We start from the raw sequence: 10,912 nt of genomic DNA on the forward strand, positions 1-10,912 counted from the left end.
AACGACACTGTACTCACTTTTACTGGTTGCGCAAGCAAGCTTTCTGTAGAGTGGCCCGCATGGGTGATCTGTCCGATCTCGACCTCGACGAAGCCGCCTTCTGGCGGCCGCTGATGCGCATCATGACGGCGCTTCCGCGCGCGCTCGAGGACCAGTTCCTGCCCGAGACGGGCCTCGCGATCACCGACTACGGCGTGCTGGTCGCCCTATCCGAAGCACCGGACCACCTGCTCCGCATCTCGGCGCTGGCCGCGACCACCGGGCTGTCGCTGAGCCGGATCAGCCGCGTCGTCGACGACCTGACCCGCCGCGGCCTGGTCGAGAAGCGGCGCTGCGCGGAGGACGGCCGCGCGTCCAACGCCGTGCTGACCGACGCCGGATTGGCCAGACTGGAGGCGGCCTACCCGGGCCACCTCGCCCGCGTGCGGGCTTCGGTGTTCGACCACCTGAGCGCCGAGGACATCCGCACCGCCGGGCCGGTGCTGGCCCGGCTGGCCGCGGCGCTGGACACCGCTCCCCCGACCGACGACTGCTGAGGACGCCGATGACCGACAAGGGCGAGTACAAGCGGGACCTGAACTACCTCCCGGACCGCATCACCGCCGACGGCCGCGACGGCTGGCCGGTCGAGCCGGACCGCTACCGGCTGGTGGTGGCGCGGGCGTGCCCGTGGGCGAACCGCGCGGTGATCGTGCGGCGGCTGCTCGGTCTCGAGCCGGTCCTTTCGATGGGGATCGCGGGCCCGGTCCACGACGAGCGCAGCTGGAGCTTCGACCTGGACCCGGACGGCCGGGACCCGGTCCTCGGCATCGAGCGCCTGCAGGAGGCGTTCTTCAAGCGCGACCCGGACTACCCGCGCGGCATCACGGTCCCGGCGTTCGTCGACGTCCCGAGCGGGCAGGTCGTCACCAACGACTTCGCGCAGATGACGCTGGACATGTCGACGGAGTGGACGGCCTACCACCGGTCCGGCGCGCCGGAGCTGTACCCGGAGAAGCTGCGGGACGAGATCGACGACGTCGCGCAGAAGGTGTTCACCGACGTGAACAACGCGGTATACCAGTGCGGGTTCGCCCGGTCCCAGGAGGCGTACGAGCACTCCTACCGGAAGCTGTTCGCCCGGCTGGACTGGTTGTCGGAGCGGCTGGCGGACCAGCGCTACCTGGTGGGCGACACGATCACCGAGGCCGACATCCGGCTGTTCACCACCCTGGTGCGGTTCGACGCGGTGTACCACGGTCATTTCAAGTGCAACCGCCAGAAGCTGGCCGAACTGCCGGTGCTGTGGGCGTACACGCGCGACCTGTTCCAGACGCCGGGGTTCGGCGACACGATCGACTTCGCCCAGATCAAGGAGCACTACTACGTGGTGCACAAGAACGTGAACCCGACCGGGATCGTGCCGCTGGGCCCGGACCTGACGGGCTGGCTGACCCCGCACGGTCGCGAGGAACTGGGCGGCCGCCCGTTCGGCGACGGCACCCCGCCGGGCCCGCCGCCCGCCGGCGAGAGGGTGCCCGCGCTCTGAGTTCTTGACTACGGTGATCACCATGGAACGCTTGCGCGATCGCCGGGTCCTGGTCACCGGCGCCGGTTCCGGCATCGGCCGGGCCACCACGCTCCGCCTGATGGAGGAGGGTGCCCAGGTCATCGGCACCGACGTCTCCGAAGAGGGTCTGCAGGGCACCCAGGAAGCCGCCCGCCTCGGCGGCCTGACGACGTACGTCATGGACGTGGCCGACGAAGCTTCGGTGGCCGCCGGGGTGAAGTCGGCGGCCGACGTCCTGGGCGGCCTCGACGTGCTGGTCAACGCGGCCGGGATCCTGCTCGCGTCGCACACGCACGAGACGTCGCTGGAGCTGTGGAACCGGGTGCTGGCGGTGAACCTGACGGGCACGTTCCTGGTGACGCGTGCGGCCCTGCCGGCGCTGCTGGCGTCCGAAAACGGGGTGGTGGTGAACTTCAGTTCGACGTCGGCGTCGTTCGCCCACCCGTACATGGCGGCGTACTCGGCGAGCAAGGGCGGGATCCAGGCGTTCACGCACTCGCTGGCGCTGGAGTACGGCAAGCAGGGCCTGCGAGCGGTCAGCATCGCCCCAGGCAGCGTGAAGAGCGGCATCACGGACTCGGCGGCCGCCTGGCTCCCCCAGAACATCGACTTCTCTCTGTTCGGGCGACTGCTGCCGATCCTGCCGACGGACCAGACGACGGAGGTCGGCAACGCGGTGGCGGGCCCGGAGACGGTGGCGGGCGTGGTGGCGATGCTGGCTTCGGAGGACGGCAAGTTCATCACGGGCACGGAGATCCGCATCGACGGCGGCACGCACACCTAGACCGGACTAAACCGGTGAGGCGGGTCGGACGTGGCTTGGCTGTGACTGCGGACCTGCCGAAAGCCGAGCGCGAAACCGTGTTCCGGGCCCTGTTCGAGCGGCACTTCGGTGAGCTGGCGCGGCTGGCCGGCCTCCTCGGTGCGGACGACGCGGAGGACGTCGTACAAGAAGCCTTCGTCCGGCTGCACCGCTTCCGGGCTCCCTTGACCGACGAGGCCCAGGTGGCCCGCCGGCTTCGCGCGCACGTGGTGCGACTGGCGCGGAGGCGGCGCGCGCGGCGGGACCGGCCGCTCGACGGGCTGCCCCGCCGGCACCGTGAGGTCCTCGTGCTGCGATACGGCTTCGCCCTCGGCACGGTGGACATCGCCGAAACGCTCGCCCTTTCGCCGCACGCGGTCGAGGCTGCCGCGCACCGTGCACTCGAGAAGCTGCGAAGGCAGGAAGACCGGTCACGGACCCCCACCCGGAGGCGAGCTGTCGCGGTGGCGGCGGCGTTCGTGGTGGCGGCGAGTGCGCTCACCGTTTCCCAGCTGTTGCCGGACACCACCGCGTACCGCACGGACAGCTCCTCGAGCCGGTTGACCGGTTCCGGCGAGACCTCGAACATCAGCCCGAGCACCACGACCAGATCGGAGCCTTCCCGGAAAACAGGACCGTTCCTGTCCTAGATGCACGAGACCGTCGAACCCATGGATCCCTTCCACATCGACATCCCCCAGGCGGACCTCGACGACCTGCACGACCGCCTGGCAAAAACCCGCTGGCCCGGCGAACTCCCCGACGCCGGCTGGGACTACGGCGTCAGCCAGGACCACCTCGCCGACCTCGTCGACCACTGGCAGGACGGCTTCGACTGGCGGGCCCAGGAAGCCCGGCTCAACGCCCATCCCCAGTTCACCACCACCATCGACGGCCAGCGCATCCACTTCCTGCACGTACGCTCCCCCGAACCCGACGCCAAACCCCTGATCGTCACCCACGGCTGGCCGAGCACGATCGCCGACTTCCTGGAGATCCTCGGCCCCCTCACCGATCCGAAAGCCCACGGTGGCGACCCGAAGGACGCCTTCCACGTCGTCGCACCAAGCGTTCCCGGGTTCGCCTTCTCCGGCCCGACCAGCGAACGCGGCTGGAACACCCGCCGCACCGCCCGGGCGTGGGCCGAGCTGATGAAACGGCTCGGCTACGAACGCTACGGCGCCCACGGCGGTGACTTCGGCAGCATCGTCTCCCCCGAACTCGGCCGGGTCGCCCCGGAGGCGGTGCTGGGCGTGCACGTCAACGCCGTCGCCAACGCGGGGGTGCCGACGGCGCCCGGCGACCTCGAACGACTGTCCGGAGAGGACCGAAAGCGGGCACAGGAGAACGAGGCCTGGTGGTACGCCCATTCCGGCTACGCCACCCAGATGGCCACCCGCCCGCAGACCCTCGCCTACGCCCTCAACGACTCCCCCGCCGGGCAGCTCGCGTGGAACCTCGAGTGGTTCGTCGATTGGGACCCCACCACCACGAAGCAAACCCCGGTGAGCCGGGACGCGATCCTGACGAACGTGACGATCTTCTGGCTCACCGGCACCGCCGGCTCGGCCGCGCGCCTCTACCTCGAGGCAGGCCAGGACGGCTGGGGTGAACGGCCCGCACCCTCCGGTGTCCCGACCGCCGTCGCGAACTTCCGCGGCGACCACGCGATCCGCGGTCTGGCCGCGCTCTCGAACACCGTCACCCGCTGGTCGGAGTACGGCACCGGCGGGCACTTCGCTTCCCTGCAGGCGCCGGACGTGCTGGTCGACGACATCCGGGCGTTCTTCCGCGACCTCTAGCTACAGGGACAGTTCTTTGGTCGGCGTGCAGTGGTGGCTGGTACCGCCGAGACAGGAACGGCCAACTCACCGCTCGCAGCAGCCAACTCACGCACCGGAACGGCCAACTCGCCGGACACGCGGGTGAGTTGGCCGCTGCGGTTGGTGAGTTGGCCGCTGCGGTTGGTGAGTTGGCCGTTGGGCCTAACGCGCCTTACCGCTCACGACAGCCGCGGCAGACCGGCCGGCCGGGTTTGCCAGGTCGCGCGCACAAGTGTCCCTGCAGTACTAGTCCACAGTGGAGGCTCGACGGCGGCGGGTGCCGACGGCGCCGTCGAGCAGCGGCCGCAGCTCCGCGACCACCGTCTCGATCGGGGCGACGTCCCGGTGCGCCCGCGCCAGGACGATCGCGCCCTCCAGTGCGCTCAGCATCAGGACCGCCAGCGACGCGCTGCGGGCCGGGGGCACGCCCAGCTGCTCGAGAGTCTCCGCGACCGGACGCTGCCAGCCGTCGAACGCCTTGCCCACCGCGTCGCGCAGGCTGTCGCTGGTGGCCACCGTATCGGCGACCGTCGCCACCAGCGGGCAGCCCGCGTCGAAGCCGGCCGTCGCGAACTCGTCGGTCCACTGGGCGGCCATGGCCGCGAACAGCTTCCCCGGCGTCGGGTCCTCGAGCTTCGCCGCGACGCGTGCCACGCGCCGGGCGGCGTAGTCGCCGGCCCAGGTGACGGCTTCGGCGATCAGCTGGTCCTTACCGCCCGGGAAGTAGTGCTGCAGGGACCCCCGCGGCGCTTCGGCGTGGGCGACCACGTCCCGCATTCCGGTCGCCCCGACACCGTGGATCCGCACCAGCTGCGCGGCGCTGAGCACCATCCGCTCGCGCGGTGTCCTGGTCATCGGCTGCCTCCTTCATGACGTCCGTCATGGTAGCCCAGTCCGGCACGACCAGCGCGAAGTCGCGTTCGCCGCGCTCGTAGGACGGCACCGGCCGGAAACCCTGGCCGAGCAGCAGGGCCTCGGCGCCGGTGTTCCCGGCCTGCACGGTGGCGCGCACGGTCCAGCCCGGCCAACGCCCGGACGCCCACAGCCACCGGCTCAGCGCGCGACCGATCCCCTGCCGCTGCCACGCGTCGGCGACCAGGATCCCGATCTCCGCCTCCCCCGGTGTCTCCGAGACGAAGTTGAGCAGCCCTACCGGAGTGCCGCCACGCCAAGCCAGCAGTGCGACACCGGATGGCGGCCCGGCGAGCAGGAACCGCTGATAGCGCTGGAAAACGTCGGCCGGCCGGGCGGGTCCGCCCATCATGAACCGGCGCCGGAGGCTGTCCGGGGAGCAGGCCGCGACCAAAGCGGCGACACACTCGCGGTCCGCGACCTCTATGACAGTGGTCATAGTCCCATGAGAACACAGCGACGCGAAAAACGCCATGACCGTCGTCATAGTCCACCGTGGCGGTTCGCCCCGGCGGCACGCGGGTAGGTTGCCGTGGCCGCGCTCCCCCACCGCGAAAGGCGTCCCCGATGCTGCTCTACGCCGAACGGCCGATCCGCCGTACCGCCCAGCTCGTCAGCGACCTCCTGGCCGTGCTGCTCGTCGTGCTCGCGGTGTGGCTGGGGACCTCGGTGTACGACCAAGTCATGAAGCTGCGCGCCCCCGGGGACGGACTCGTCGACGCCGGCACCGGCCTGCGCGGCACCTTCGACTCGGCCGCGAACTCCGCCGACGGGATCCCGCTCGTCGGGGACGCCCTGGCCAAGGCCCTGCACGGTGGTTCGGACGTCGGGATCAAGCTGACCGACGCGGGCCGCTGGCAGATCGAAGCCGTCGAAAACCTGGCCTGGTGGCTGGCGGCGATCATCATCGCGCTGCCGGTGCTGACGCTCGTGGTGACGTGGTTGCCGCTGCGCTGGCACTTCACCCGCCGGGCCACGGCCGCCGCGCGGCTGCGGGCGCTCGGCGACGAAGGCCTGGACCTGCTCGCGCTCCGGGCCCTGGTGACCCAGCCGCTGCACCGCCTGGCGTCCGCGGGCGAGGTCGCCACCGGCTGGCGGGAGCGCGACCGGGACGTCATCGAGCAGCTCGCCGGGCACGAACTGGCCCGCCACGGGCTCGCTCCCTGAGCCGGAGGTCTCCCCGCCGGTGCTCAGGACACCGGCGGGGAGACCTCCGCACTCCGCGGGCCGGAAAACCTCAGCCGACGGAGGGGCCCATCCCGAGGGACTGCGGGGTGCTGGCGTCGGGCGAGGGCTGGTGCAGGCCCTCGTCCAGCGGCCCGAACTCGGTCATCAGGGCCGCGCTGCCGCCCCACGGGGTCTGTTCCTCGGCGATCAGCGAGTTCGTCGTGAGCAGCAGGCCCGCCACCGAAGCACCGTTCTGCACGGCGGACCGGCACACCCGCAGCGGGTCGACCACGCCGAGGGCGATCATGTCCCCGTAGCGGTCGTGCAGGGCGTCGAAGCCCTCGTCGGAACCCAGCTCCCGGGTCCGCGCGACGATCTCGTGGGCCGGGTGGCCCGCGTTGTGCGCGATCAGGAACGCCGGTTCGGCCAAGGCACGCCGGACGATCTCGACCCCGATCGCCTGGTCGCCTTCGAGCCCGAGGCCTTCCAGGGCCTTCTCGGCGTGCAGGAGCGCCGCTCCCCCGCCGGCCACGATGCCCTCGGCCATCGCCGCCCGGGTCGCCGACAACGCGTCCTCGACCCGGTGCTGCAGCTCCTTCAGCTCGGCCGGCGTCGCCGCGCCGACGCGGACGACCGCGACCTTGCCGGTCAGGGCCCCGATCCGTTCGGTCAGGACGTCCTCGTCGACGCCGAACTGCGCGCGCTCCAGCTCCGCGCGCAGCTGCCCGACCCGGAAGTCCACCGCCTCCGGCGAACCCGCGCCGCCGACGATCGTGGTGCGGTTCTCGGTCACCCGGACCTGCTTGGCCCGGCCGAGGTGCTCCAGCGTCATCGTCTCCATCGTGAAGCCGGACTGCCGCGAGAGCACCGCGCCGCCGACGATGGCCGCGAGGTCCTCCAGCTTGTGCAGCCGCCGGTCGCCGAAGCCGGGCGCGCGCACGGCGACCGACTGGAAGGTGCCGTTCATGTGGTTGTGCACCAGCATGGACAGCGCCGTGCCCTCGACCGTCTCGCCGATCACCACCAACGGCCGGGGTGCCCGCATCACCTTGTCCAGCAGCGGCATCAGCTGCTGCACCTTGGTGATCTTCTCCGCGCACATCAGGATGTACGGGTCGTCGAGCACCGCCTCCAGCCGGCCCGGGTCGGTGACCAGGTACGGCGAAAGGTAGCCGTTGTCGAACTCGAACCCTTCGACGAACTCGACGCTCATCCCGATCGACGGCGACTCCTCGACCGTCACCACGCCGCCGTCGCCGACGGTGTGCAGGGCCTTGGCGATGACCGCGCCGACGGCGTCGTCGTCGTTGGCCGAGATGGCCGCCACCCGCGCGTAGTCCTGTTCGGACACCACCGGGTGGGCCTGCTTCTCCAGGTACGCCACCAGCAGGCCGACGGCGTGGTCGACACCGCGCTTGACCAGCACCGGGTTGCCGCCCGCCGAGATGGCCCGCATGCCTTCGCGGACGATCGCCTGGGCGAGCACGGTGGCCGTGGTGGTGCCGTCGCCGACGACGTCGTTGGTCTTGATCGCCGCTTCCTTGACCAGCTGCGCGCCCATGTTCTCGAACTGGTTCTTCAGGTGGATCTCGCGCGCGATGGTGACGCCGTCGTTGGTGACCACCGGCGAGCCGGTGATCTTCTCGATGATCACGTTGCGGCCCTTGGGACCGAGCGTGGACTTGACCGCTTCGGCGAGCTTGTCGACGCCCGCCAGCAGCAGGTCGCGGGCGTCCGGGCCGAACCGCAGTTCCTTCGCCATCTGCCTGCTCCTAGGGGGTGAGGATCGCGCGGCCGCGCACGCGCCCGGCATCGAGGTCGGCCAGTGCGTCGAGCGCCGAGTCCAGCGGGTACTTCTTCGTGTGGAGCGTGACCTTCCCGGCCTGGGCCAGCACCATCAGTTCGGCGAGGTCGTTGTAGGTGCCCACGAGATTGCCGATGATGTTGCGCTCGGTCGAGATGATGTCGATCGTCGGGATCTCGATGTTCGAGCCGTAGCCGATGACGAAGTGCGACCCGGCGCGCCGCGTCATCGCGAAGGCGTCCTGCTGGGCGCCCTGCTCGGCGACGAAGTCGAGCACGACCTCCGCGCCGTTGCCGCCGGTCAGGTCGAGCACGGCGTCGACCTGCTTGCCGTCGGCCAGCACGGTCTCGTCGGCGCCCAAGGTCGACGCCAGCTCCAGCGCGTCGGCGTTGCGGTCGACCACGATCACGCGAGCGGCCGTCAACGCGCGAAGCGACTGGATGCCGATGTGCCCGAGACCGCCGGCGCCGTTGACGACGCAGGTGGTGCCCGGGTACAGGTGCGGGACGGCCTTGCGCACCGCGTGGTAGGCGGTGATGCCCGCGTCCGCCAGAGCGGCCACGTCGGACGGCTGGGTCGACGGGTCGAGCTTGATGCACGCCCGCGCCGACGTCAGCAGGTACTCCGCCATCCCGCCGTCGCTGCTGATGCCCGGGAAGCTCCCGTTCGGACAGTGCATGTCGTCGCCCGCGCGGCAGGCGCGGCACAGCCCGCACGTCGGCGTCGGGTGCAGGATGACCGTGTCGCCGACCTCGACGTTCGTCACCGCCGGGCCGACCTCGTGCACCCAGCCCGCGTTCTCGTGGCCGATCGTGTAGGGAAGTTCGACGCCGGACTTCTCGGCCCACTGCTCCTCGATGATGTGCAGGTCGGTGCGGCAGACGCCGGCGCCGCCGATCTTGACCACGACGTCGAAGGGCCCGGTGGCGCGCGGCTCCGGGACGTCCTCGATCACCGGGTGCTGGTGGTACTTCTGCAGCCGCACGGCCTTCATCCCGTGCCCTCCTCTTCTGCGTCGAGCGAGTACCGCGCGCGCAGCATGCCGCGGCACACCCCCGAATTGGCCTCCATGCTCGTGCGGGTGAGCCGCGCGAAGGCCAGGTGGCGCTTCGCGTCGACCGGAGTCGTACCGGTAGCCGGGTCCAGCAGCAGCGGGTCGCCGTCCTCGGCGGGCAGGCCGAGCTCGCGGCGGCGGGCCCGCAGCCGGTCGAGGTCCGGGCTCGGTGGGACGTCGCCGAGGCTGAGCGCCCGCGGGTCGCGGCCGCCGAGTGACCGGCAGACGCGGTCGGTGCCGGCCAGGACGGCCTTGCGGACGAAGTCGTACCGCAGTGTGTCGAGCTCGTCGACGGCCTCGCCCTCGAACGACGCGACGAACCCCTGCCGGGCCGCCACCCCGCGGTTGATGACGTCGGAGGCGAAGTGGTCGTCGAGCCGGACGTCGAGCCCGGTCAGGCCCGGCACGCCGGCCACGGCGTCGTAGGCGTCCGCCACCATCAGGAACGCGAAGTTCGGCGCGCAGAAGTACGTCGGCAGCCGCAGCCGGACGACGGCGTGGCCCGCGTCGCTCACCTCGCAGCGGGCCACGAACCCGAGGTCGGTGAGGGGTTCGTCCAGTTCCGGATCCCGGACGGTGCCCAGCGCCGCCCACACGGCGGCGCGAGTCCCGGTCACCAGCGTGGTCATGAGTTCGGCACGCCGACGGGCTCCACGGACTCCGTCTTGATCTGCAGCTCGGCGGGCACGTCGATGTCGTACAGCCGGGCGGCGTTCAGCCCGAGGATCTTCTTCTTCTGGTCGACGGTCAGCGGCGGGAAGTCCGACAGCTCGTCGTCGGCCGGCATGTTCCAGTCGACGAAGCCCTCGACCTGCCACTTCGGTTCCCAGATCGCGTAGTCCGCGCCGAAGATCAGCTTGTCCTCGCCGAGCCAGAACATCAGCTCGCCCATGACCTTGGCGAAGAACTTCGGGCGGGCGTGCATCAGGCCGCCGACGACGACGGCGAGCCCGGCGTAGACGTTCCGCTCCTGGGTGGCCATGAAGCAGAAATCCTCGATGCGCGGCAGACCGACGTGCTCGACGATGAAGTCGAGGCCCTGGAAGCTCGTCGCCACCTGGTCCACATCGGACACGTCGAAGGCGTCCTTGTCCAGGGGCCAGATCGTCGGTCCCTTGTGGATGTGGACGTTGGTGACGCCGAGCTCTTCGCACTTCGCCAGGTACTTCGCCGCTTCGGGGTCTTTCAGGCTCCAGCCGCGGGAGTCGCCGTACCACTCGGCCGTGTAGAGCTTGACGCCCTTGCAGCCGTACCGCTTCACGCGCTCCTCGAAGGCCTTCATCCCGGCGTCGCCTTCGCGCGGGTCGAAGGTGGTGTTGACGAGGAACCTGCCGGGGTGCTTCTCGGCCAGCGCCGCGTCGGCTTCGGTGGTGTTGAAGCCGTTCTTGTACCACTGCCGCAAGTTGGTCGGCTGGAAGATGGCCGTGTCGACGTGCCCGACTTCGAAAAGGTCGTGCATCATCAGTTCCTCGGAGTACTTCTGGAACCGGTCGAGCGGCCAGTGCGTCTCCTTCGGGCCGAGCCCCTGGTAGGCGTGGAAGCACTCGATCCAGCCCTTGGCGTATTCCTCCTGCCCCTTCACCCAGTTGTCCGGGCTTGCGTCCCAGAAGTGGGTGTGGGCGTCCACCACGAAATACTTTTCGCCGTCTTTTTCGTACATGGTTGATCCTCCTGAGCGGATCGAGTGCTCGGTGCCGGTTGTCGTGAGTGGTAATTAGGGTTCTAACCCTAATTAACACTCACGACAAGCCGCGGCAGACTGGTTAACGGGGGCGGTTGGGCTTCTTAGGCAGCAGGTCGT

General features: G+C 70.3%; 12 protein-coding genes. 6 read left to right on the forward strand and 6 right to left on the reverse strand.

Going from position 1 to position 10,912, the window contains the following annotated elements; translation table 11 throughout:
- Positions 1 to 59 precede the first annotated feature (59 nt).
- Genes ACLJQF_RS39850 through ACLJQF_RS39870 form a run of 5 tightly spaced genes read left to right on the forward strand, consistent with a single transcriptional unit; the run spans position 60 to position 4,153 of the window.
- Positions 60 to 536, forward strand: coding sequence for a MarR family winged helix-turn-helix transcriptional regulator (locus ACLJQF_RS39850; protein WP_410615469.1), 477 nt, complete (start codon positions 60 to 62; stop codon positions 534 to 536).
- Positions 537 to 544: 8 nt separating this feature from the next.
- A complete protein-coding gene (locus tag ACLJQF_RS39855) occupies positions 545 to 1,528 on the forward strand; it encodes a glutathione S-transferase family protein (protein WP_410615470.1) in 984 nt (327 codons plus the stop codon).
- Between the two features lie 22 nt (positions 1,529 to 1,550).
- Positions 1,551 to 2,333, forward strand: coding sequence for an SDR family NAD(P)-dependent oxidoreductase (locus tag ACLJQF_RS39860; protein ID WP_410615471.1), 783 nt, complete (start codon positions 1,551 to 1,553; stop codon positions 2,331 to 2,333).
- 41 nt (positions 2,334 to 2,374) lie between these two features.
- Positions 2,375 to 3,001 (forward strand): RNA polymerase sigma factor, encoded by a 627-nt coding sequence (locus tag ACLJQF_RS39865; protein ID WP_410615487.1) that lies wholly within the window; start codon positions 2,375 to 2,377, stop codon positions 2,999 to 3,001.
- A gap of 21 nt (positions 3,002 to 3,022) precedes the next feature.
- Positions 3,023 to 4,153, forward strand: a complete 1,131-nt coding sequence (locus tag ACLJQF_RS39870; protein ID WP_410615472.1) for an epoxide hydrolase family protein — start codon at positions 3,023 to 3,025, stop codon at positions 4,151 to 4,153.
- Positions 4,154 to 4,420: 267 nt separating this feature from the next.
- On the opposite strand, the gene ACLJQF_RS39875 is transcribed toward ACLJQF_RS39870, so the two are convergent.
- Complete coding sequence (locus ACLJQF_RS39875; protein ID WP_410615488.1) at positions 4,421 to 4,942, reverse strand: TetR family transcriptional regulator C-terminal domain-containing protein; 522 nt, start codon at positions 4,940 to 4,942, stop codon at positions 4,421 to 4,423.
- Positions 4,884 to 5,573, reverse strand: coding sequence for a GNAT family N-acetyltransferase (locus ACLJQF_RS39880; protein ID WP_410615473.1), 690 nt, complete (start codon positions 5,571 to 5,573; stop codon positions 4,884 to 4,886). Before ACLJQF_RS39880 ends, ACLJQF_RS39875 begins: the two co-directional genes overlap by 59 nt.
- A gap of 80 nt (positions 5,574 to 5,653) precedes the next feature.
- On the opposite strand from ACLJQF_RS39880, the gene ACLJQF_RS39885 reads away from it, so the two are divergent.
- Positions 5,654 to 6,253 (forward strand): hypothetical protein, encoded by a 600-nt coding sequence (locus ACLJQF_RS39885; RefSeq protein ID WP_410615474.1) that lies wholly within the window; start codon positions 5,654 to 5,656, stop codon positions 6,251 to 6,253.
- A gap of 70 nt (positions 6,254 to 6,323) precedes the next feature.
- Here the strand turns inward: ACLJQF_RS39885 and groL are convergent, their stop codons facing one another.
- The 4 genes from groL to ACLJQF_RS39905 are packed head-to-tail and all read right to left on the reverse strand — an operon-like array spanning position 6,324 to position 10,771.
- Positions 6,324 to 8,015 carry a chaperonin GroEL gene (groL, locus tag ACLJQF_RS39890; RefSeq protein ID WP_410615475.1) on the reverse strand — a complete coding sequence of 564 codons (1,692 nt, stop codon included), beginning with the start codon at positions 8,013 to 8,015 and terminating at the stop codon, positions 6,324 to 6,326.
- Between the two features lie 10 nt (positions 8,016 to 8,025).
- On the reverse strand, positions 8,026 to 9,051 hold the full coding sequence (locus ACLJQF_RS39895) for an NAD(P)-dependent alcohol dehydrogenase (protein WP_410615476.1): 1,026 nt from the start codon (positions 9,049 to 9,051) through the stop codon (positions 8,026 to 8,028).
- Positions 9,048 to 9,740 (reverse strand): metal-sulfur cluster assembly factor, encoded by a 693-nt coding sequence (locus tag ACLJQF_RS39900; RefSeq protein ID WP_410615477.1) that lies wholly within the window; start codon positions 9,738 to 9,740, stop codon positions 9,048 to 9,050. Before ACLJQF_RS39900 ends, ACLJQF_RS39895 begins: the two co-directional genes overlap by 4 nt.
- On the reverse strand, positions 9,737 to 10,771 hold the full coding sequence (locus ACLJQF_RS39905; protein ID WP_410615478.1) for an amidohydrolase family protein: 1,035 nt from the start codon (positions 10,769 to 10,771) through the stop codon (positions 9,737 to 9,739). Before ACLJQF_RS39905 ends, ACLJQF_RS39900 begins: the two co-directional genes overlap by 4 nt.
- Positions 10,772 to 10,912: the final 141 nt, after the last annotated feature.

The sequence above is a fragment of the Amycolatopsis sp. lyj-109 genome (assembly GCF_046548995.1).
Classification (GTDB): Bacteria; Actinomycetota; Actinomycetes; order Mycobacteriales; family Pseudonocardiaceae; genus Amycolatopsis.